Raw genomic sequence first — 22,392 nt, forward strand, 5'->3', positions numbered from 1 at the left:
ATATTAGTTTAAATGCTAGGTACTAATTTAATTGCGCCCTGCTCTACTTTCATATCTAAAGGTAATTTACTTAATAGCGCAACCTTAGGATCATTCATATTTAATCTATAGACTGGGTTTACAGCTAAAAATCCGTTAATAACTTTCATTGCTTCATCATCAAGCACCGCTAGGTTTCCCTTAAAACCGCCCGCGTCGATAGTTGAATCAAGCAATTTTACATTCCGTAGAAATACCGCTTTTTTCTCACTATCATAAAATGGCGCACCTTCTATTTGCAGCTTCAGACGCACTGGGTATTTAAGTGCGAAAGCATTTATAACAGCACTCGAATCTGCACCTAATACGATTACATCACGATTATCAGGGCCGACATTCACGCTTAAATCATTCACATTAAACTGTACAGGTAACCCCATCAAGCTGACTTCTTCACTAAGTTTTGGTAATTGCTGGTTAAGTGCTGTTTCAATTTCGCTGCTAGTAAATGAATAAACAGATACGCCGTTCGTGGTGTTACAAGCAGAGAGTAATAAACAGCTAATTAATAAAATATACTTCATTGTTTTTCCTTTACTATAATATTATCGTCAAAAACCAAATAAAAACAAAAGCCGCACAACGGCGGCTTTATTTAATCTGCGGCGCCCTAGATTATTTAAATGCTAAATACCGCTTTTAAACGTCCTAGTGTGTCAGCATCAACTGAACCTTGAGCCAGAGCCAATAACTGTTTTAAGTAATAATGTAGATCAGCTTGTTCACCGCGATGCTTATCGTCAAGCATTGCAACCTGCTCAGCCATACGAGGTGCTCCCTCAGGACTGGCAACATTAGCTAGAATTTCCATTCTTAACATCAGTTGCGTAATGGTTAAATGCGTATCAGCACACCCTTGCCATTGTGCAGGTATTGCTTGCTGGTTTTCAAGCGCACTAAATAAAGCGCTAAAATCAGCCTGTGCTGCTTGTTCTGTCAGCACGGCTAATTTACCATCAATGTTAGCTAATAGCTTTTGCATGCGGTTATTTAATTCTTTGCTCCCTTCAAGCACAATTAGCTTAGTGCGTAAATCTAGTAATTGCGCTTTTTGATTAACCGCTGGTAATGCGTCTTCAAGTTCACTCAGTTGTGCTGCGATAACTGCGTTGTCGGCGGCTTGTTGCTGTTTATGCTGAGCAAACTCCTCACTGCGTTTAGCAAATGTCACATCGTTGTATTGACGGAATTTTTGCCATAATGCATTTTCAGCTTTTACACCCGCAAAGCCTATTCCCTGCCACTGCTGTTGCAGCTCTTTGAGCTGCTGACAAGCATCAGCTAAGTCTTCACTTACTGATAATTGCTGTGCTTGTTCAACGAGTGCATTTTTTGCTGCCGCGTTGCTTTTATGAAACGCATTCAACGCATTGAATACTTGCTGTTGCTGCGCTTTATATTGTGTTTGCAAAGCACGGTATACTTTTGGCTCTACATTACCCGCATTACGCCATACTTTATTGATACGATTGTATTGGCTTTCAAACTCTTTCCAATCAAACTCATCGCTCGTCGTATCAGTATCAGCCAATGATTTCATCTGAGTGATAATCGCTTCGCGTTCAAGTTTCGTCGTTTCGCGCTGTTGTTCAAGTTGCGCAAAATGTTCACGACATGGTGCAAATAATAGCTCTATCTTGTCATCAAACTCTTTACCTTGCGCCTGCTCTTGCTCGGTATCTAAACGTCCAAGCTCATTCCAACGACGGCGTAATGTTTTCACTTCGTTTGCACGCGCCTTGGCATCTGTGCAAGGTTGATTGAGCAAACTGGTAATTTCAGTTAGTAGCTCTTCACGCTTAGGGGCAGACGCATACTTTTGCCAATCACGAGCATTTTCTAACTGCTGCTCAAGATCTGCTTTGACTTTTTCAAGACTTTGCTGACTAACTGGAGTTAACGTTTCATACAGCTCAATAAAGCCTTTAAACACACCAAATGCAACATTAAAACGGCCTTGTTCAATAAGGCGCTGAACATCGCGTCCTTTGCGAGTAGCTTGTTGCTGATTTTTTGTTAATGTATCACTAATAGGTGCAACAGCTTTATTCCAGCGTTGTTGTTGCTCATTTAATTGTGCTTTAAAAGGCCCTTGTAACGGCTTAGGTAACTGAGCTAAAGATGCATTCGCCGCTTTATACGTCTGCTTAAATTGGCGATTAGCCTCATCATAATTTGCTTGGTCAATATCGTCAGTGTTGATACTGCTCAATTCTTTTAATGAAGTTTTAAAAACCCTGATCGCTTCACTAAGCTCTGGTAATTTAGCTACTTGCTTAAACAAACTTGTTAATCTGCCAGTCACTTGGTTTTTTTGCCCGCCGTCTTGCAGTTCGCTTTGTGTCAGTGTTTCCTGTGCTTGTGCAACTTTAGCTTCCAACCAATCTTGTTGTATTTGCTCTGGTGTTTCTAAGCCAACTTGTAGCGCATTTTCAATTTCATCACTTAACGCTTCTAAATTTGCCAACGCCAATAATTGTCGTTGCTGCTGAGCTAACCGTTGTTGTTGTTGCTCATGAACAGCTTGTAATTGACTAACTAACTCATTTAATTTTTCGGTTAGTACGATGTATTTATTTGCAACCGTCTCGCGTTGTTCTGGATTTAACCAGGTTAGATCAAGTGCCTGCCATTGCTGGGTTAACTCACCATATTGTTGAGTAACAAGCGCATAGTCTTGTTTTTCACGTAATGCATTAAGTTTTGCCAAAATAACACGAGTATCATTTTGTACTTTTAATGGCATTTCAATTGCTAAACGCTCATTTTCTATATGCGTCTCAAGGGTTAATTTTGCCTCATCATGTGCATGCTTAACTAAGCTTTTCACTAATTGATGGGTGATCACTTGCTCAACAAGGTGCACTTGTAGTTCGCTTGAACCTTCTTTGAACGCCTTTTCAACTAACTTAGGATTAGCCAAACGTTTTAATAGCTTCGCTCTTACTTGCAGTTCTTTTTCTGCAAATGCAAGTTTTTCAAGCGTTTTTACCGGAGCAAAACGCTCTATGTATTCGTTTTTAATGTGGCTAGATAAGTTACTTTCATCACTCAGTACGGCATTTGATATATGCTGTTCTGCTAATTCTTTTAAACTTTGATCTTGTTTATACGCCTGCCACCACAGCACTAAATCATTGACTTTATTAAGCGCTTTTTTACGGATCTCTGCTGAACTATCTTCCAGAGCTAATGCATTTAAAATCGTCGCATCACGCTCTACATCTAGCTTTTCAATTGCCTCTAAACGTACTTGTTGCTTCGGGTGCTTCCACTTCGGGGTAAAAAGGTGTTTAAAGATCATGTTCACTAAACCTTGCTATTTCGTTGTCTGCGGTAAATTCTTTTTGCAATTGTGCTTTGGTTTTTTGCACCATTTCACCATTAGAACCGATGGTGAATTGCTCATTTGTTTGCGCTACTTTTGCTTGGTAAAGCATGACTAATTGCACTGTCTGCTGCTTTTGCTCGTCACTGAGTACCGTGCCATCAGGCCACTTACCTGTTGCGGCACCATACTGGAGGCGTTCGAATAATTCTGGGGTAATTGTTTTTACGAGATTATCGATGTTCATGTCATTTTTTCTTTTTTAAAGTCACTAAAATAACGCGGTTTATTAAATACCAAATACAACCGATTGCAATGGCTGCGGAGCATGCGTACCACGATGGAGTTTCAGGTTCTGGATGTAAAAAGTATAAACTAAAGAATCCACCTAAAAATATCAGTAAAGCAAAAAAAGAATGATTCATAAACATTTGTTGTTTTTGAATGCGTTTTTCGCGCGCTAGCTGTTGACGTTGTTCATCATCAAGCTGCGCTACATTATTCTCACAGTGAGGGCACTGTTGGTGTTTATCGGATATTGACTTATTACAACTAGGACAACGAACAATTGCCATATCTTTCTCCATACTTCGCATAAAAATCTACGCATAAAAAAGGCGCCTTGCGGCGCCCTTTATTGTACGTGTTTTATTTGTCGTTGTCTTTTTTCAATTGCAGCCAATAGCTGAGATCCGAAAAACAACGAGTATCTAATTTTTACAATAACCAAAACATCTCTGATTACACCACTCAATCCTATAACTGAGAGTCTTTTGATTGTTTTGCGAGACGCTTTTCCCAAAAAGTAGCGTTTTTGATCCCTAACTTAACAGGGTCAAATGTGATATCCCCGCCTTTTTTCTTCTGATCTTCGTAATCGCGCAAACATAATAGCGCAGGTCTAGCCACAAAGAATATTGATAAAATGCCCAATATATTTATCCAAGCCATTAAACCTACACCAATGTCACCAATACTCCAGATATAACCAGAGCTGTTTACCATGCCATATGACACCATAAACATAATCACAAATTTCACCATCACAAGCGGAATAGTACCTTTAAAATAACGATTTAAATATGCGATATTGGTTTCAGCAATATAATAATAAGCAAGTATTGTAGTAAAAGCGAAGAAGAACAATGCAATTCCAACAAATGCTTCACCAAAACCACCAAACACGCTGAATAAAGCCATTTGCGTGAAAGCAGCTGAACCAACTTCAGTTGCAGCATCAACGTTTTGTACAATAAATTGCCCTGCAGGTAATTCACCCACTACATTGTATTGCTGGGTAATTAAAATCATTAATGCTGTCGCAGTACAAACAAAAATAGTATCAACATAAACAGAAAAAGCTTGCACTAAACCTTGTTGGGCTGGGTGATCAACTTCAGCCGCTGCAGCTGCATGCGGTCCGGTACCTTGACCAGCTTCGTTAGAATAAATACCACGTTTTACACCCCAACCAATAGCGGCACCAAAACCGGCCTGTGCGGTAAACGCATCTGTTATGATTAAAGAGAAGATATCAGGTACTTTATCGATATTTAAAAATACCACGATTAAAGCTAATACTATGTAGCCTAACGCCATAAATGGCACCACAATTTGAGTAAAGTTAGCAATACGCTTAATACCACCGAAGATAATAAACGCTAAAACAATAAGAATAATTGCCAAAGCAACCAATTTAAAGCTACCAACCTCACCAAAACTCGTTGAGACCATAGTGCCATCACCAAACACTTGGGTAAACGCGTTGCCAACTGCATTGGCTTGCACGCCCGGCAGAAAAACACCACATGCAATAATTGCCGACACGGCAAATAAAATCGCCAGCCATTTTTGTTCTAAACAGCGATCAAAATAATATGCTGGGCCGCCGCGATATTGGCCATCTTCTTCTGTTTTATAAATTTGCCCTAATGTAGATTCGGCGTACGCGGTACTTGCCCCTAGAAAAGCCACTATCCACATCCAAAAAATAGCACCAGGGCCACCAAAGCCAATTGCTGCCGCTACACCGGCTATATTACCAACCCCTACTCGTCCAGATAACGACACAGCCAATGCTTGAAAAGATGAGATCCCTTTATCTGAGGTGTTAGGGCTAAATAGTAATTTGCACATTTCTTTAAAATGTCTAACTTGAGCAAATCGGGTTAATACAGAATAGAACAAGCCTGCGCCTAGGCATAAATAGATGAGTGCATTACTCCAAACAACATCATTAACAGCGCTTACAAAAGCTTCCATGGATATCCTCTATAGTTATATTTATTATTTTCTAGTTACGATACTCTGCTGTAGCTAATCAGAATGCGCGACATATGGCTATGGGAAATAAGGTAACAACATTACTACCTCCCCTGCAACTTTTTGAATATTAACTTAAACGATCTAAGTTTGTTAACACTTATTTTTCAAAACAACTACTTGTAAAACTTAATTAACCCTACGTGGTTTTATGCAGGTAACTTAAATATACGGCTCGAACAGAGCTTGGAAAAGATTTAAGTAACACATTAAACAAATATCATCGCTTTATTAGCGTCGCTAATGCCATTCATCGCGATTAAAAAAACTAAGGGCATCGATATGAATGATGCCCTTAGTACAAACGCGTTATCTTAATTTATCTACTACGTTAACAATCGCAGCCAAGGTGTCTTGGCCAAATTGATATGAACGGCGATCTGACCAGCCATAATCAGGATCTGGTAAACCATCGTTATCCTTAAATGGCATTTCAACCGTATAAGCAAGCGCTTTAAATTCTTCTGCAACAGCTGATGACCCCACCGTTAGATTGGCTTGACCTGGCTCATCTTTCGGGTAACCGTGGACATCTTGAAACTCAGGAGTCACTATGTGCAATGCCGCTTTAAAACTGTCTTCTAAGTCTTTTAAGCGTGCATCATAGCTTGGGATACCTTCACTACCGGCTACAAAGTTATATGGAATCGCTTCATCTCCGTGAATATCAAGGTGCATATCAACACCGGTCTCACGCATTTTATTTAGCACTAAATATACTTCTGGGCTATTTTCCATGCTGGGAGTTTGCCATTCACGATTTAAGTTAACTCCTTTTGCGTTAGTACGTAAATGCCCGCGAGCACTGCCATCAGGGTTCATGTTCGGTACGATGTAAAATACCGCTTTTGATAACAATGCTGCTGCATGTGGATCTTCATCATCTAATAACTTATGTAATACACCTTCAACAAACCATTCGGCCATCGTTTCGCCTGGATGTTGACGGGCTGTTATCCAAATAGTTTTCTTATTTTCATCACTTTCGCCACCAATGCGCAGTACGCTCATATCACGGCCATCAAGTGTTTCACCTAAGGTTTCAAGCTGACAGGCTTCTTGGCTTTGTGCCCATGTGATTAGATCTAAGTGACGCTCGTAGCTATATGGTGCAAAGTAAGCAAAATAAACACAGCCACATTCTGGCTCAATCTCAAATGATAACGTGCCATCAGCATAGTTTGAAGGAATACGAAACCAGGTTTGGCGATCATATGATGCAACTGCCTGATAACCTTCCCAGCCGTCAGGATAAGCTGAATTTTCAAGGTTATTGATATGTAATTTATGGCTTTGAAAAGGTGTTGTTTCTAAACGGAAATGGAACCACTGAAAAAAATCAGATAAATGATCTTTATTGATCTCAAGCTGAATATTAAGTGGATCGGTCGCGGCAATGACCTTGATATTGCCACTGTCAAAATTACTGGTGATTTTCATTTTATTAAACCTATATATGAAAAATTAATCGCTAACTCATCGCTTGTTAGTTAGAAATTAAATAACGCCTCACTATAATGGACGCATTGTTATTAAAATGTAGCAAACTGGATACAGCCTACCACATGGCTTGGGTTTTGAAAAAACATTCATGACTAAAAAAGCCAGCGAATGCTGGCTTTTTGTAAAGATTTTTAAGCTATTACCAATTAACGTGGCAAGCTTGGGAATGAAACCTCGGCCATATCGCGCATACAACGCACAACTTGGCAGCTGTAACCAAACTCATTATCGTACCAAACATAAAGTACAATACGGTTGTCATCAACGATAGTGGCGGTTGAATCAACCACACCCGCATAACGACTGCCGACTAAATCGGTAGACACAATCTCAGTAGAGGCCGTGTAATCAATTTGGTCGCGTAACTCTGAATGCAGAGCAGCATGGCGTAAGAACGAGTTTAACTCCTCAACCGTGGTGCTGGTCGCAAGGTTTAAGTTCAAAATAGCCAGAGACACATTCGGTGTAGGTACACGGATTGCGTTACCCGTTAATTTGCCTTCAAGTTCTGGTAATGCTTTTGAAACAGCTTTAGCTGCGCCAGTCTCAGTGATCACCATATTAAGTGCTGCGGCACGGCCACGACGATCTGCTTTGTGGTAGTTATCAATCAAATTTTGGTCATTAGTGTACGAGTGAACTGTTTCAACGTGACCATTGTTAATACCAAACTTATCATTAAGTGCTTTTAATGTTGGTGTGATTGCGTTGGTAGTACAGCTTGCTGCACAAACAATTTTATCTTCCGGTTTGATATCGTGGTTATTAACACCATATACGATGTTTTTGATATTGCCTTTCGCCGGTGCTGTTAATAGTACTTTTGCAGCGCCTTTTGATTTTAAATGTAAGCCAAGGCCAGCTTCGTCTTTCCAGATCCCCGTATTATCAACGATCAATGCGTTTTCAATACCATATGCTGTGTAGTCAATTTCATCTGGAGAGTTAGCATAGATCACCTGAATGTAGCTACCATTGGCTTTTATTGCATTACGTTCTTTATCAATGGTGATTGAACCATTAAAAGGACCATGAATTGAATCACGACGTAATAGGCTAGCACGCTTTTCAAGGTCGCCGTCTTTACCACCACGAACAACGATTGCACGTAAGCGTAAATCCGCATAAGGACCTGATTTTTCAATTAACAAACGCGCTAGTAAACGACCGATACGACCAAAACCATATAACACCACATCGCGTGGCTCTTTGGCTTGTGAGTTTACAATTTCAGCTAACTCGTCGTTTAAATATTCTTCGATAGAACGACCATTTGCAACATCGTTAAATAAATAACCATAAGCCAGTTTACCAATATCGATACGGGCAGAGTTTAAATCCATTTTGCTAATAGCTTCTAAAAACGGAAAGCTTTCGCGTAAACGTAGTTTAGTACCTTCAAACTGTGCCACTGTTTTGTGAGATTTGATGATATCAATTGTACTGGCATTGACGAGAGGACGGCCATATACCGCGATTTCAATACCACGATTACGATAAAGCTTACCAATGATAGGTTGCATACTTTCTGCGTAATCTTGGCGTTCTTGCCAACTATTTGTGTATTCTAACTCGTGAGATGAGGTCATTTTATTTACCTAATTAAACAATTTTTGAACGGATAGCCATAAGACGTATTGAATTTTGAGAGCAACACGCCTCAGTGGGCTTCGCTATTCTAATTTAAACTAACTTTATTCTCCACTGTTAGAGATCAATTCATTACGCTAGAATAACAAGGTAATTATTAAGGTGAGGTTAAGGGATGTTACTAAGAGCAAGTGTTTTACTGAGTTTGTTGGCATTAACTGGGTGTGAAGAACCGTTGACACTTGCAAAGGTGTGTAAAGAAACCCCAGGTTTATGTAATGATTTAAATACCGATAGTCACTGTAAAGCACAGCGTGCTGATGTGATCATGGCGCGTTACCATGAATACAAACAACCGACTGACGATAACAAATATTTATTATTAAAGGGTTTTGAAAAATACGATAGATGCGTATCGCTGGCGGCAAAAATTGAGCATATCAAGTTAAAAGAAAAAACCACCTCACGCGTTGAAGCGCATTTAACCAGTATCAAGGAAATGACACGGTTATTTCAAGATACCAAAAATACTAACCACCCTGGGTTGTTGTATTATCACTGGTCACGCAATAATGACCAATCAGCCCTGACTAAATTACTTGCGCTTGAAAAGGATCCTAGTGTCACTGAGGACGCTGAAATCCAGTTTTTCTTAGCCAGCTACTATATTAAGTTTGATGAAGATAAGACCATAGACTTACTGTATAAAACGTTAGAGCTAAACAAAGCTGAGCAAACTCCAAACCCCGAAATATTCACCACATTGACCAGTTTGTTTTATAAGCAGGAAAAATATAAGCATGCCTATACTTTTGCAAAAATTGCGCAGCTTTCTGGGATAACCAATGTTGAAATATTCCCAATTGAACAACAGCTAACAGCAACAGGAAAAAGTCTCAGCGGATTAGATACCCTCGCACAGCAAACCTACGACAGTATTCAAGCTGGGCAGTTTGTTTCACCACGGGATTTTTAATCGCGTTCAAACTTAGTTTATAGAAAAGAAAAAGGCAGCTGACGCTGCCTTTTTTAATTTATTTGCTCGTACCAACTTCAACACGAGTTTTGAGCTTTTGACCAGGTCGAAAGGTGACGACGCGTCGTGCCGAAATAGGGATATCTTCCCCAGTTTTCGGGTTACGGCCAGGCCTTTCTTTCTTGTCACGAAGATCAAAGTTACCAAATCCAGAGAGCTTAACCTGCTCGCCTTTTTCAAGCGCTGAGCGGATTTCTTCAAAAAACGCTTCAACTAAATCTTTGGCATCCTTTTTATTGATCCCCAATTTTTCAAATAGGTGTTCAGCTATGTCGGCTTTAGTAAGCGCCATATCTAGTCCCTCAACGATGCATTAAACTGTTCAGCCAGTGCGGCCACCACGTTATCAACTACTAGATTGATATCTTTCTCTTCGAGTGTTCTATCAACCGCTTGCAGTGTTAGAGCAATCGCCAAACTCTTATAATTTGGCTCAATACCTTTGCCCTTATACACATCGAATAAGTTTAGGTCAACCAATTGATTTCCGCCAACTTTTTCTATCACTGATAAAATGTCGCCAGATTTCACCTGATCTTCCACTAAAATAGCGATGTCGCGGCGGTTTGAAGGGAACTTCGAAACCCCTACAGCCTCTGGTAAATTTCTTTTTTCAATGGCTGTCATTTCAATTTCAAACACGTAAGTCGCATTATTGATATCTAACGATTTTTGTACTTGAGGATGAATAGCACCAAAGAAACCGACCTTTTTACCTTCAACATAAATCACCGCAGATTGGCCCGGATGTAAGCCATCTGATTGCTCTGCTTTGATTTCAAAACGCGTTATATCATTGGTTAATGAAAGTAATGCTTCAACGTCACCTTTTAAGTCATAAAAATCAACGGTGCGCTTTTCTTCAACCCAATGTTCACCATGTGCCAGACCAGTAATAGCACCACCGATAACTGCAACTTGGTTTACGCCATTCTCTGCGTTTTCATCACGTAGAAATTTAAGGCCATGCTCAAATAAACGAATACGTGGCTGCTGGCGGTTTTGGTTATACATTACTGATGCAAGTAAACCTGGCATAAGGCTCACACGCATTGCCGACATTTCAATCGAAATTGGATGTGGCAAAATAAGCGCGTCACTGTCTGGGTGTAAAATAGCCTGTGCTTTAGGATCAACAAAGCTGTAAGTGATCGCTTCTTGATAACCACGAGTCACTAACGTATTGCGAAATTTGCTCACTGCAATATTGGCTTCGTTATGAGTGGTCATTTTTAATTTAGCAGTCGGAGCTACGTTTGGAATACTGTTGTAACCATATACGCGAGCAACTTCTTCAATTAGATCTTCTTCGATACGAATATCAAAACGGTAGCTTGGTACATCTGCACTCCACACACCATCGACAATTTTCACATCAAGCCCTAAACGGGTTAAAATGTCGGTTACTTTCGCATCTTCAATATGATGACCAATAACACGGTCTAAACGCGCACGACGAAGACGCACTTCAGTGACCTTAGGAAGCTTATCTTTTGCAACAGCTTCAACTACAGGGCCTGCTTGACCGCCTACAATCTCAAGTAACAACGCAGTTGCACGTTCTATTGCATCATGTTGCAGCGCAAAATCCACACCACGTTCATAACGATGCGATGCATCTGTGTGTAAACCATAGCTACGGGCTTGCCCTGCGATAGCAACTGGATTAAAAAACGCACTTTCTAATAGAATATCCGTTGTTTGCTCGGTAACGCCTGATTGCTCACCGCCAAAGATACCGGCAATCGCCAGCGCTTTGTTATGGTCGGCTATTACTAAGGTAGATTCATTCAACTTAGCAGTATTACCATCTAGTAATACCAGCTCTTCACCAGCATGGGCGCTACGTACTTTGATACCGCCTTCAATCGCATTTAAATCAAAAGCATGCATTGGATGGCCAAGTTCAAGTAACACATAGTTAGTTACATCAACCACAGGGTCAATTGCGCGCACGCCACTACGACGAAGCTTCTCAACCATCCAAAGTGGTGTTGTGGCGTCAAGGTTGATGCCTTTGATCACACGCCCTAAATAACGTGGGCAGGCTTCATCGTTTACTAGTTCAATTGATACTTTATCATCAATAGTTGCTGCAACCGCTGGTATCTCTAGGGCTTTAACATCAATACTGTTAAGTACGCCCACTTCACGAGCGATGCCTTTAATACCTAAACAGTCACCACGATTCGGGGTTAAATCAACATCAATAATGTTGTCATCAAGGCTTAAGTATTCACGTAAGTCTGTGCCCACTGGTGCATCAAGTGGCAACTCCATGATACCGTCGCCTTCTTCGCTAATACCCAGCTCCACGAATGCACACAGCATGCCGTGAGACGGTTGACCACGTAGTTTGGCTTTTTTAATTTTAAAATCGCCCGGTAATACAGCGCCAACCATAGCTACTGCAACTTTGATACCTAAACGGCAATTTGGCGCACCACATACAATATCTAATAGCTCATCGCCACCGACATTGATTTTAGTTACACGTAGTTTATCTGCATCAGGATGCTGACCACATTCAACTACTTCACCGACAACAACGCCAGAGAATTCTGCAGCAGCGGGCTCTACACCATCTACCTCAAGGCCGGCCATCGATAACTGTTCCGAAAGAGCCTGCGTGTCAATTGCAGGATTAACCCACTCTCTTAACCACTTTTCACTAAATTTCATGTTATTTCTTCACTCTTAACGGAACTGATTAAGGAATTTCAAATCGTTTTCGAAAAACGCACGTAAGTCATTTACACCATAACGCAGCATGGTTAAACGCTCTACACCCATACCAAAGGCAAAACCAGTGTATTTTTCTGGATCAATTCCCACTGATTTAAGCACGTTAGGGTGCACCATTCCGCAACCTAATACTTCTAACCATTTTCCGTCTTTACCCATCACATCAACTTCCGCTGAAGGCTCTGTAAATGGGAAAAATGAAGGACGGAAACGAATTTCCATATCTTCTTCAAAAAAGTTACGCAAGAAATCGTGCAAAATACCTTTAAGCTCAGTAAAGCTTACATCAGTATCAACCATCAACCCTTCAACCTGATGGAACATCGGCGTATGTGTTTGGTCGTAATCGTTACGGTATACACGCCCTGGAGAAATAATACGCAGCGGCGGTTGCTCAGCTTCCATGGTGCGAATTTGCACACCACTGGTTTGCGTACGCAACACCAGTTTTGGATTAAAGTAAAAGGTATCGTGATCAGCACGCGCTGGGTGATGCTCAGGAATATTTAGCGCGTCGAAGTTATGAAAATCATCTTCTACTTCTGGGCCAGATTTAACCGCAAAACCTAATTCGCCAAAAAAGCTCTCAATCCGCTCAATGGTACGCGTCACTGGGTGTAAACCACCTGTTGGCATAACACGACCGGGTAATGTTACATCGATTGTTTCAGCGGCTAATTTCTCTTCAAGGGCTTTGCTTGCTAATAATTCGCGCTTGTCGTTAATCGCAACTTGTACATCTTGCTTAGCTTGGTTAATTACTTGGCCTGCTTCTTTGCGTTCTTCAGGGGCAATTTTACCAAGGGTTTTTAATAGATTCGTGATTTCGCCTTTTTTACCAAGGTAGTTAACCCTGATATCTTCAAGCTGCGCGATTTCACTGGCACTGGCGACCGCCTCAAGTGCTTGCGCTAATATATTTTCTAAGTTCATTCGATACCTGATCTGTCACAGAAGGTGATTTAAGTAATAGCTAATGATAACTGAAAGCAATGGCTAGATTCCAGACCTTATACCAATCTTATTGAATTCTTTCCCATTCTGGTTAAGTAAAATGGGAAGTTAGACGATTTTGTAGAGAAAACTAGAGTTTTAGAGTGGATTTTATGAAAGGAATTGTCAATTTACGTTGTGCAGCCATCGATGCATGGTCAAGTTTATCAAGCACATCAAGTAGCGCACGCATATCACGACTCAAACGCGTTAATAAAAAGCGCGCACATTCATCACTGAGCTCTAAGCCGCGCATATTGGCACGCTTTACTAAGGCTTCGGCTTTGTCATCATCACTCATAGAACGGATTTGAAATGTCGTACCCCATTTTAATCGTGACTCAAGATCCGGCAGGCTAATATTTAGCATGTCTGGTAACAGATCCGCTGTCACTACCAAGCACTTACCCGGTTCGTTAAAACGGTTAAAAAAATTAAACAACGCTTTTTCCCACGCATCGTTACCTGCTACTAAATGCACGTCATCAATACACAGCACATCAAGGGCATCTAAGCCATCGAGCACCATAGGACCAAAATCAATCACTTCGCGCATTGATAGCAGCATAGTTGATAAACCATGCTCTTGAGCATGAATACAGGTTGCATACAGTAAATGCGATTTACCTGAATCCCCTAAACCACACAAATAAGTATATTGAAAAGTGGTTGCTAAACTTTTAAAGGCATTTTTTAAATGACTCACTTCCAGTGAATTTTCACCACCAAAATAAGAGGCAAACGTTTCATCATCCGGTAACGTCACCGGCAATGCCATTTGCACCGGCTCCATTGCCGGCATTACAAACCAACCCATTGATATTCTAAATCGTCTTGCGCTGTCACAGGATAAAACGCACGAGGGTCAACAAAGGGTTGAAAAGCGCGGTCGAGCTCTAAGGCTTTTTGTAAATCATGCATACTGCCAGTATGATTTATCGCAAAACTAACCATATCAGCGGTACGAGCACGAATTGTCACTTGGGTAACCACGCTTAAGCTCTGTAGCTGACGTTTAGCAAGCTCTATATCGACAAAGTTAGTGGTGCCTTTTAATTTAAACACCGCTTGGGCAAGTTGCGTTGTAGAATTTGGATCAACCGCATATTCATTGGCCAAGCCTGCCGCTAAACTGTCAATCATTAAGGCTATGGCTTGTTGTTTATCACCGGTTACTCTGTTTGCTTCAAACAGCTCATCGTTAGTAAAACGCCAATCCAACAGCCAAACCTCACTGTCAGGTTGTTTGTATAAACGCGCGGTAATACTGCGCTCTGCACTATAGCGGCTTGATGCCTGCTCGACTGGCGTAGAGAAATTTCCCCACACTTCAGGTATTCCCACTAATGCACGGTCTTGTAAATCAAGTAATGGCACCACGACAGGCAAACCACGTCGCGCTGCGGTGCTATAAATTAGTTGCTCTAACTGCGGATAGCTTTCTTGGGTAACAAGTTCGCGACGCCAGTTATCTTCAATGGCAAGCCAAATAGCCACCAGCGGACGACGCGTCCCCCACAATGGTAAATTAAGTTCTTTGACGAGTGCGTTGATTTTGTTTGCTTCAAATTTAACCACGAGGTTAAGCTGACCATTGGCTTTTTCGTCGTATTCAAATTTGAGCATGTAATCTGATATATCTTTACTACGTCGCTGAGCCGTTGGGTTTTTGTCAGCATTTGGATCGCCACTGACCTTAACCAGTACATTTAGCAACGCTTCGCGGCTGGCGCTGAGTCGAGCATCGCGAGATTTGTCAGATACTTTTAATACGTCCTGATATAGATCAGTAACTTCAACCGCAGTTGCAGTGAAACTTAGGAAAATGGTGGTAATAGCAATAAATAATCTAGACACAGGGCATTAGTTCTTGGTTTTAAACTGATTTGATCCTAATTCAAAGCACCCAACAAAGCAAAAATATATTTGTTAAAACCCACTTACAAATAAGTGTTTGTAATCAATACACAGAAGATCACAGCGGTATCCTCTATAAGGATCGCAATTAGCTTACGAATAAGCGATAAACCGGAGCTTTATCGCGGGTGCTAACAATCTCATAATTGCGCTTAACTATCCCAAATTGGTTTCTAACGCTTTCGAAAACCATTACTATTGCGCATTCTATTGCAGCAACTAACGGATGCTTACATGCTCGACTTCGCAGTGCTGGGGGTATTTATACCCACCTTCTTTTTTGTCTCTATTACACCTGGGATGTGTATGACTTTAGCCATGACCTTAGGAATGAGTATTGGCGTGCGCAGAACTATGTGGATGATGATTGGCGAATTACTTGGCGTTGCTATTGTGGCTGTTGCAGCAGTCGCAGGAGTGGCAAGTATTATGCTCAACTACCCGACACTATTTAACGTATTAAAATGGCTCGGTGCAGGTTATTTAGTCTACATTGGCATTTCAATGTGGCGAGCAAAAGCAACCATCAAATTAGGCGCAGACAGTAAATTAAAAGTATCTCGCCAAGCGCTATTCTCACAAGGCTTTATCACCGCGATTGCGCCACAATTGAGTATGTTAGTCGCCATCATTATGCTCAGCGAATTCACTTGCATGATGCTCTATGCCACTGGCGGTAAAAGTTTACGGCTGTTTTTAAACCAAGGTGACAATATCAAGTGGATGAACCGCATCGCTGGTAGTTTGATGATCGCGGTTGGTATTTGGTTAGCAGTTAGTTAGCGGCCAACTAAGCACAAGACTCACGCGCAATATTCACGACTGAATATTGCGCGCTAAATTTATATCTCTTTTACATCAGCGTTTAATCGCTATTAAACAGCACCTTTTTCATACTGCTCTTTTAAGGCAACCACTCGCTCACGCAATTCATCTGCAGTGACTGCATTGGCAGCAATAGGCTCGCCAACAGTCACAGCGACCAGCGACCATTTCAGTCGTGGAAGTCGCCATTTTGCTTTACGACTAAACATGCTGCCCCATAACCCGCCTAGATGGACAGGTATAACGGCCACCGGTGAACGCTGTATAATACGTTCAATACCACGGCGGAAAATATCAATCGAACCATCGCCAGTTAGCCTCCCTTCAGGGAAAATACCCACTAACTCACCGTTATCTAATGCTTTAGCAACCTCATCAAATGCTTCTTGAAACGCCTGCGGATTAGATTTTTCACTGTCAATTGGGATAGCTTTGGCCATTTTAAATAACCAATGCAACGCGGGAGAATAATAAATGGGGGCAAATACCATAAATCGAATAGGCCTTGGTGATGCCGCTAAAATAAACATCCAATCAACAAAGCTGACGTGATTACTCACCAATACTGCTGCGCCTTCACTAGGAATATTATGATCCCCTTTGGTACGCACTCGATACATACAAATGGTCAATAAATAAACAGCAAAGCGTAAGAAGAACTCTGGCACCTTGGTATAAATATACACAGAGATCAGTAAATTCAATCCTGCCAGTAACAAGAATAACTGTGGGATCGTCCATGCAAATATAGATAGCGTTACAATACTTAACACCGCACTGGCGACCATAAACAACGCATTTAACACATTATTAGCGGCGATGATGCGTGAACGGCTTGATTCGACGGTGCGTTGTTGGATCAAAGCGTACAATGGCACAGTATAAAAACCAGAGGCAATGCCAATGCCGGCCATCCAAATAAAATGCCAATACATGTCACCAGTATGCAGTATTTGTGAAAGTGTAAATAATTCTTCGCTTGGTAGCTGGTAAAAGCTCATTGCAGGCTCTTGGCTCAGTAAGTACAAAAATAATGTGATCAACAACGCGCCAAATGGCACAATACCTAATTCTATCCGCGAGCGAGACAACTTTTCACACAACAGCGAGCCTATTGCGATGCTCAATGAAAATACCACCAAAGCGCTGGTGACGACCAGCTCATCGCCAACCATGACATATTTCACATAATTTGGTAGCGCCGTTAAAATAATCGCCCCTATAAACCAAAACCAACTGATACCAAGTACCGACTTTCCGACCGACTCAGTTTGTGAATTAAGTACCCTAAATAGGCTTTTGGTGGATGAGAAAATATTAAAAGTAAACACTAAATTAGGATCATTCGCGGCACTGATTGGAATAGAGCGACTACTCAAATAACCAATAATCGCCAGGCTTATAATTGCCACACAGATGACCGTTGGCCCCACTGTTTGGGTAATGTAATACGTGCCAAACGTTGTGCCAATCAATATAGCCACAAATGTCGCAGATTCAACAAGGCCATTGGCTTTGGTTAATTCATCTGCTGCCACGTGTTGCGGTAAAATTGAATATTTTAGCGGGCCAAAAAAGGTGCTTTGTAACCCTGTTAAGAATACCGTGGTTAACATCAACCAAACAGATTGCGTTGAAATGGCCACAGCGCCTACTAGCATAATCGGAATTTCGGCAAGTTTTACGGTGCGAATTAATTTTGACTTTTCCTTTTTTTCAGCAATTTGTCCCGCCATCCCTGAAAATAAAAAGAACGGTAGAATAAATAAGCCTGCCGCTAAGTTAGCATAAAAAGCGCCATCGGCAACATTTGCCGTTTGAAAAATCAATAACAGTAGCACCGCTTGTTTATAAATATTATCATTTAACGCAGAGAAAAACTGGGTGACAAAAAGCGGTAGAAAGCGCTTACTCTTTAGTAAAGCACGCTGATGTTTTTTATTATCTTGCATTGTGATCCTTACAAATTAACCAAACTGGTGAAAAAGAGACTCCAGCTACTAAAAATAGATTACCCAGTTATTGGATAAATTACGATCAAACTTTTACCACCAAGGTATAAAAACAAAAAACCTGCATAACAGACGTTAATGCAGGTTTTAAATTAATGCGCTTCTAAGAGCTAATTTTGACTAACCACTCGTCGGCCACTAAATGCATGCATTAATGTCATGCCATCGAGCAAATCAAGTTCGCCACCGACCGGAATACCATGGGCTATCCGCGATGCATCAACTTTATAACGGTGACAAAGCTGGGCAATATAATGCGCTGTAGTTTCCCCTTCAACTGTAGGGTTGGTCGCTAATATAACCTCGTTTATCCCACATTGTTGCAACTTACTTTCAAGAATATCAAGGCCAATTTCATTTGGACCAATACCATCGATAGGTGATAAATGTCCCATCAATACAAAGTACAAACCTTTATACTGGCCAGTTTGTTCAATCGCCAACACATCGGTAGGTGATTCAACCACACATAAAATTCCGCTATCTTGGCGTTTGGGGCTTAAACAGATTTCACACTGCGGCTGCTCTGCAAAAGTACGACACGATTGACAGTGTCCTATTGCAGTCATCGCCTTGATAAGTGCATTACCAAGTTGAGTGCCCCCTTTACGGTCGCGCTCAAGCAGATGAAACGCGATGCGCTGCGCTGACTTTGGGCCTATGCCGGGCTGACAGCGTAGTGCTTCGATCAGCTGGTTTAAACTCTCTGAAAGTTGCATGTTTTATCTTAAAACGGCATTTTCATACCTGGTGGTAATTGCATACCGCCAGTTACTTTACCCATACGCTCTTGTGTTTCTTCTGCTACACGGCGTACTGCGTCATTACACGCAGCGGCAAGTAAGTCTTCAATAAGGTCTTTTTCGTCTTCCATCAAACTTTCGTCAAGTTCAACACGGCGAACATTGTGGTTACCAAGCATGGTTACTTTAACTAAACCAGCACCGGCTTCACCAACCACTTCTAAGTGAGCAATTTCGTCTTGGGCTTTTTGCATGCGCTCTTGCATTTGCTGCGCTTGCTTCATCATGTTACCCATTCCACCTTTAAACATAACTTTCTCTCTTTCTATTTCTAATTGCCATGAAGATAAGGGCTATTGCAATGAATTACAATGCCTGAATACTGTTTTCATCGATAATTGCAGAAAATAGCTGCTGTAACTGTACGATATTTTCATCACCGTTGATCACATCGATTGCTTGCTGATGGCGCCCTGCATCGATCTTTTGCTGAATTAAGTAAGGCGAATCTATCACCCCAGGGGCAAAATTGATTGTCAGCTCAACATTATGCCCGTAAATACTGGCCAGCGCTGCACTAAGCTTTTGCCTTAACATCGGGGTATCGAGATGTTTTTGCGATTCATCCACTTCTAAGTGCAGCTGTTGTTGTTGCTTTGAATAAATTGAATGCAAAGCAAATTGACGCATCCGCCCGCCAAGTCCCATCCGCTTAATTAAGTATGCCCACTCATCTTGTTGATGTGCAAAACGAATATCGCTGATCGGGCTTTGAAAATCATCCGGTATTTGAATGTTTATTTCAGGCTCAGGTGCAGCAACTACTTTTTGTGGATTAATTTGCTCTAGCAATTCCGGTGCTAAATTCTCAGTAATAGTCTGATGTTTTTCTTTAAAGTCAGGTTTCACACGCTTATTTGCGGCGATATTCGGCGTGTAACCATCAGTCTCAAGCTGACTACTTGCCCCCGTTATCTGGGGCTGTGACTTTTTTACCGCAGTACCGCGCTCAACCTCAGCTGGTTTATTCGTTGATGGCGCCACAGGTGTTTTACCACCAGAGAGCGTACCTGCACCGGAAATATTTCTATCTCGTAAAATACGTGCAATTGCAGACTGCGCTTGTGCTTCTTTTTGGCTAATATCTGTGGTATCTGAATAGTCAGAGAATGAGCTGTTATTTTGTGCTGGAGCGGTTTGCTCTGCGCTATATTGATGCTCAGGCAAAGATTGTTCTGGCGCATGCTCAAAGCCACTATGAAAGCCCTGCTCCACTGCGTTATTCATTACCTCATCATATTGGGATACTAATTGTTGCTCAAGCTCAGCATCTGAATCATGCTCATTACCATGCGCGGCTTCGTGCATAATTCCCGAATTTGTATGTGGTGCAGTGGTAACAGTTGGCTGCGTATCGACAGGTGCTGTTTGCTCACCGGTTACAGAGTGTTCAGTTGTTGCAACGACTTGTTCAGGCGCACTCACGGCCGTTTTTAGCGGTGCAGCTTGAGGCAATGATACTTGGTTATCAACAGGCTGTGGTGTTGCAGGCTTATTTTTATTGAGAATATCTCTCAATGCTGCTGAGCGAGACCGGTTGTTATCGGCCGCTGGTGCCTGCGCCGCAGTACTTGCAAGCATTTGGCTATCAACTGGTTGAAATGCCAGTAAGCGCAGCATAACCATTTCAAAACCTAAACGAGGCTCTGGCGCCCATTGTAAGTCTTTTTTGCCATTAAGCAGTAATTGATAATAAATTTGGATTTGTTGTGAATCGCAGCTCTTTGCTACTTCATTAATAAACTCGCGATTATATTCATTTAACTTGGCGGCATCGGGCACTAATTGGGTTAATTGTGCTAAATGTGTAAGGCCAATTAGATCATCTAACAAAGCAATATAATTTGGGTTTTGGGTGGCAACTTGCTCGATTTGCGCCATCAATGCATGGCCGTCTTGGGCTAATAATGCAACCAGCAAATGCTGGCTATAATGGTTGTCCATCAACCCTAGCATTGCTTGCACCGCTTGATGCTTAATATCACCATTCGTTTGAGCAATCGCTTGATCAGTTAAACTCAATGCATCACGCATACTGCCATCAGCAGCTTTGGCGATAATTTGCAGGGCTTGAGTTTCAAAACTTAATTTTTCTTCGCCTAACACATATTCAAGTTGTTGGAGTATTTCAGGTTGCGATAACGCATTAAGATTAAACTGCAAACAACGCGATAAAATGGTGACAGGCAGTTTCTGTGGATCCGTCGTCGCTAATAAAAACTTAACGTGCTCAGGCGGCTCTTCCAAGGTTTTTAATAATGCATTAAAACTATGCTTTGAAAGCATGTGTACTTCATCGATCAGGTACACTTTGTAGCGACCGCGAGTTGGCGCGTACTGCACGTTATCCAATATCTCACGGGTATCTTCAACTTTAGTGCGCGATGCGGCATCTATCTCAAGTAAGTCAATATAACGACCAGTTTCGATATCTATACAGCTGCTACACTTGCCACAAGGTTGCGCCGAAATGCCTTCATCACAATTTAAGCTTTTTGCAAAAATACGTGCGATGGTGGTTTTACCCACCCCGCGAGTCCCAGTGAACAAATAAGCGTGATGCAGTCTGTTTTGTGTTAAAGCATTAATAAGCGCTTGTTTCACATGGGACTGACCGACCAATTCATGAAAGGTCTGTGGACGCCATTTTCTCGCTAGGACTTGATAACTCATTAATTATTCGCCTTCGAATTCAACCAATTTCAGGATTTTAATCCCCATTTTTGCAATGCGTTGCTCGCCACCTAGTTCTGGTAAAGAGACTACAAATGCTGCATCTGTCGCATGACCACCCAACTTATTGACTAATTTAGCGGTCGCTTCAATGGTACCGCCGGTTGCCAACAAGTCATCTACTAAAAGCACTTTGTCACCTGGGACAATGGCATCTGTATGCAGCTCTAATACATCTTCACCATATTCTAGCTGGTAATCTTGAGAGATCACTGCACGTGGCAGTTTACCCGGTTTACGCACTGGAATAAAAGGAATACCTAATGCATATGAAAGCGGTGCACCGAAGATAAAACCACGTGATTCAGTACCTATAATCTTGGTAAAACCTTGATCTTTATAAGCTGAAATAAATGCATTAATTGTTGCTTGAAATGCAGCGGGATTAGCCATTAGCGTAGTTACATCACGGAACATAATGCCTGCTTTAGGGTAATCTGCAATAGTAGTTATGCTATCTTTAATGATAGATGGAGTTACTTGAGTCATAATTTAAACTGTTTTATCTGTAATATTACAAAGCAGACAATTATAACATCACAAAAA

General features: G+C 41.5%; 19 protein-coding genes. 2 read left to right on the forward strand and 17 right to left on the reverse strand.

All coding sequences use genetic code 11. From position 1 onward, the window contains the following. Positions 1 to 8: 8 nt before the first annotated feature. The 7 genes from H5187_RS12495 to H5187_RS12525 form a co-directional block, all read right to left on the reverse strand. Positions 9 to 563, reverse strand: coding sequence for a DUF1439 domain-containing protein (locus tag H5187_RS12495; RefSeq protein ID WP_182717938.1), 555 nt, complete (start codon positions 561 to 563; stop codon positions 9 to 11). Positions 564 to 658: 95 nt separating this feature from the next. Then, positions 659 to 3,343 (reverse strand): DUF349 domain-containing protein, encoded by a 2,685-nt coding sequence (locus H5187_RS12500; protein ID WP_182740009.1) that lies wholly within the window; start codon positions 3,341 to 3,343, stop codon positions 659 to 661. Further along, positions 3,333 to 3,614 carry a YeaC family protein gene (locus tag H5187_RS12505; protein WP_016707757.1) on the reverse strand — a complete coding sequence of 94 codons (282 nt, stop codon included), beginning with the start codon at positions 3,612 to 3,614 and terminating at the stop codon, positions 3,333 to 3,335. Before H5187_RS12505 ends, H5187_RS12500 begins: the two co-directional genes overlap by 11 nt. 1 nt (position 3,615) lies before the next feature. Then, a complete protein-coding gene (locus tag H5187_RS12510) occupies positions 3,616 to 3,942 on the reverse strand; it encodes a hypothetical protein (protein ID WP_149982912.1) in 327 nt (108 codons plus the stop codon). Positions 3,943 to 4,123: 181 nt separating this feature from the next. Then, entirely contained in the window at positions 4,124 to 5,629 is a 1,506-nt protein-coding gene (locus tag H5187_RS12515) for a sodium:alanine symporter family protein (protein WP_182717936.1), read from the reverse strand. Between the two features lie 369 nt (positions 5,630 to 5,998). Continuing rightward, positions 5,999 to 7,129, reverse strand: a complete 1,131-nt coding sequence (locus tag H5187_RS12520; RefSeq protein ID WP_182740010.1) for a carboxypeptidase family protein — start codon at positions 7,127 to 7,129, stop codon at positions 5,999 to 6,001. Positions 7,130 to 7,338: 209 nt separating this feature from the next. Beyond that, a complete protein-coding gene (locus tag H5187_RS12525) occupies positions 7,339 to 8,781 on the reverse strand; it encodes a glyceraldehyde-3-phosphate dehydrogenase (protein WP_145241596.1) in 1,443 nt (480 codons plus the stop codon). A 176-nt stretch (positions 8,782 to 8,957) separates the two neighbouring features. Here H5187_RS12525 and H5187_RS12530 point away from each other — a divergent pair, with 176 nt between their 5' ends. After that, on the forward strand, positions 8,958 to 9,758 hold the full coding sequence (locus H5187_RS12530) for a DUF2989 domain-containing protein (RefSeq protein ID WP_182740011.1): 801 nt from the start codon (positions 8,958 to 8,960) through the stop codon (positions 9,756 to 9,758). 58 nt (positions 9,759 to 9,816) lie between these two features. Here the strand turns inward: H5187_RS12530 and ihfA are convergent, their stop codons facing one another. From ihfA to H5187_RS12555, 5 genes are all read right to left on the reverse strand, one after another. Next, positions 9,817 to 10,110 carry an integration host factor subunit alpha gene (ihfA, locus tag H5187_RS12535; RefSeq protein ID WP_016707763.1) on the reverse strand — a complete coding sequence of 98 codons (294 nt, stop codon included), beginning with the start codon at positions 10,108 to 10,110 and terminating at the stop codon, positions 9,817 to 9,819. A 2-nt stretch (positions 10,111 to 10,112) separates the two neighbouring features. Next, on the reverse strand, positions 10,113 to 12,500 hold the full coding sequence (pheT, locus tag H5187_RS12540; protein ID WP_182717934.1) for a phenylalanine--tRNA ligase subunit beta: 2,388 nt from the start codon (positions 12,498 to 12,500) through the stop codon (positions 10,113 to 10,115). Positions 12,501 to 12,515: 15 nt separating this feature from the next. Further along, complete coding sequence (gene pheS / locus H5187_RS12545) at positions 12,516 to 13,496, reverse strand: phenylalanine--tRNA ligase subunit alpha (RefSeq protein WP_145241591.1); 981 nt, start codon at positions 13,494 to 13,496, stop codon at positions 12,516 to 12,518. 151 nt (positions 13,497 to 13,647) lie between these two features. Beyond that, on the reverse strand, positions 13,648 to 14,358 hold the full coding sequence (gene hda / locus H5187_RS12550; RefSeq protein WP_179959227.1) for a DnaA inactivator Hda: 711 nt from the start codon (positions 14,356 to 14,358) through the stop codon (positions 13,648 to 13,650). Then, on the reverse strand, positions 14,358 to 15,413 hold the full coding sequence (locus tag H5187_RS12555; RefSeq protein WP_149982907.1) for a DUF2066 domain-containing protein: 1,056 nt from the start codon (positions 15,411 to 15,413) through the stop codon (positions 14,358 to 14,360). Before H5187_RS12555 ends, hda begins: the two co-directional genes overlap by 1 nt. A 294-nt stretch (positions 15,414 to 15,707) precedes the next feature. Between H5187_RS12555 and H5187_RS12560 the strand changes: the two genes are divergently transcribed. Next, on the forward strand, positions 15,708 to 16,256 hold the full coding sequence (locus tag H5187_RS12560; protein WP_182797918.1) for a LysE family translocator: 549 nt from the start codon (positions 15,708 to 15,710) through the stop codon (positions 16,254 to 16,256). A gap of 92 nt (positions 16,257 to 16,348) precedes the next feature. Here the strand turns inward: H5187_RS12560 and H5187_RS12565 are convergent, their stop codons facing one another. From H5187_RS12565 to apt, 5 genes are all read right to left on the reverse strand, one after another. Continuing rightward, a complete protein-coding gene (locus H5187_RS12565; protein WP_182717932.1) occupies positions 16,349 to 18,250 on the reverse strand; it encodes an MFS transporter in 1,902 nt (633 codons plus the stop codon). A gap of 170 nt (positions 18,251 to 18,420) precedes the next feature. Next, on the reverse strand, positions 18,421 to 19,029 hold the full coding sequence (gene recR / locus H5187_RS12570) for a recombination mediator RecR (protein ID WP_182797919.1): 609 nt from the start codon (positions 19,027 to 19,029) through the stop codon (positions 18,421 to 18,423). A gap of 8 nt (positions 19,030 to 19,037) precedes the next feature. Next, positions 19,038 to 19,364 carry a YbaB/EbfC family nucleoid-associated protein gene (locus tag H5187_RS12575; RefSeq protein WP_149982903.1) on the reverse strand — a complete coding sequence of 109 codons (327 nt, stop codon included), beginning with the start codon at positions 19,362 to 19,364 and terminating at the stop codon, positions 19,038 to 19,040. Positions 19,365 to 19,419: 55 nt separating this feature from the next. Then, the gene (gene dnaX, locus H5187_RS12580; RefSeq protein ID WP_182797920.1) at positions 19,420 to 21,786 is read right to left on the reverse strand and encodes a DNA polymerase III subunit gamma/tau; all 2,367 of its coding nucleotides are present in this window, start codon (positions 21,784 to 21,786) and stop codon (positions 19,420 to 19,422) included. 3 nt (positions 21,787 to 21,789) lie between these two features. Then, positions 21,790 to 22,335: an adenine phosphoribosyltransferase gene (gene apt / locus H5187_RS12585; RefSeq protein WP_149982901.1), complete on the reverse strand. Its 546-nt coding sequence runs from the start codon at positions 22,333 to 22,335 to the stop codon at positions 21,790 to 21,792. Between the last annotated feature and the right edge of the window lie 57 nt (positions 22,336 to 22,392).

This window comes from Pseudoalteromonas sp. SG44-1 (genome assembly GCF_014164315.1).
Taxonomy (GTDB): Bacteria; Pseudomonadota; Gammaproteobacteria; order Enterobacterales; family Alteromonadaceae; genus Pseudoalteromonas; species Pseudoalteromonas rhizosphaerae.

Excerpts from the sequence above, each read along its gene's own strand:
- H5187_RS12525 (WP_145241596.1), bottom strand. The coding sequence starts at position 8,781 with ATGACCTCATCTCACGAGTTAGAATACACAAATAGTTGGCAAGAACGC.
- H5187_RS12575 (WP_149982903.1), bottom strand. The coding sequence starts at position 19,364 with ATGTTTAAAGGTGGAATGGGTAACATGATGAAGCAAGCGCAGCAAATG.
- pheS (WP_145241591.1), bottom strand. The coding sequence starts at position 13,496 with ATGAACTTAGAAAATATATTAGCGCAAGCACTTGAGGCGGTCGCCAGT.
- H5187_RS12515 (WP_182717936.1), bottom strand. The coding sequence starts at position 5,629 with ATGGAAGCTTTTGTAAGCGCTGTTAATGATGTTGTTTGGAGTAATGCA.
- apt (WP_149982901.1), bottom strand. The coding sequence starts at position 22,335 with ATGACTCAAGTAACTCCATCTATCATTAAAGATAGCATAACTACTATT.
- pheT (WP_182717934.1), bottom strand. The coding sequence starts at position 12,500 with ATGAAATTTAGTGAAAAGTGGTTAAGAGAGTGGGTTAATCCTGCAATT.
- H5187_RS12495 (WP_182717938.1), bottom strand. The coding sequence starts at position 563 with ATGAAGTATATTTTATTAATTAGCTGTTTATTACTCTCTGCTTGTAAC.
- ihfA (WP_016707763.1), bottom strand. The coding sequence starts at position 10,110 with ATGGCGCTTACTAAAGCCGACATAGCTGAACACCTATTTGAAAAATTG.
- H5187_RS12500 (WP_182740009.1), bottom strand. The coding sequence starts at position 3,343 with ATGATCTTTAAACACCTTTTTACCCCGAAGTGGAAGCACCCGAAGCAA.
- H5187_RS12520 (WP_182740010.1), bottom strand. The coding sequence starts at position 7,129 with ATGAAAATCACCAGTAATTTTGACAGTGGCAATATCAAGGTCATTGCC.
- H5187_RS12530 (WP_182740011.1), top strand. The coding sequence starts at position 8,958 with ATGTTACTAAGAGCAAGTGTTTTACTGAGTTTGTTGGCATTAACTGGG.
- H5187_RS12510 (WP_149982912.1), bottom strand. The coding sequence starts at position 3,942 with ATGGCAATTGTTCGTTGTCCTAGTTGTAATAAGTCAATATCCGATAAA.
- H5187_RS12560 (WP_182797918.1), top strand. The coding sequence starts at position 15,708 with ATGCTCGACTTCGCAGTGCTGGGGGTATTTATACCCACCTTCTTTTTT.
- H5187_RS12505 (WP_016707757.1), bottom strand. The coding sequence starts at position 3,614 with ATGAACATCGATAATCTCGTAAAAACAATTACCCCAGAATTATTCGAA.
- dnaX (WP_182797920.1), bottom strand. The coding sequence starts at position 21,786 with ATGAGTTATCAAGTCCTAGCGAGAAAATGGCGTCCACAGACCTTTCAT.
- hda (WP_179959227.1), bottom strand. The coding sequence starts at position 14,358 with ATGCCGGCAATGGAGCCGGTGCAAATGGCATTGCCGGTGACGTTACCG.
- H5187_RS12565 (WP_182717932.1), bottom strand. The coding sequence starts at position 18,250 with ATGCAAGATAATAAAAAACATCAGCGTGCTTTACTAAAGAGTAAGCGC.
- recR (WP_182797919.1), bottom strand. The coding sequence starts at position 19,029 with ATGCAACTTTCAGAGAGTTTAAACCAGCTGATCGAAGCACTACGCTGT.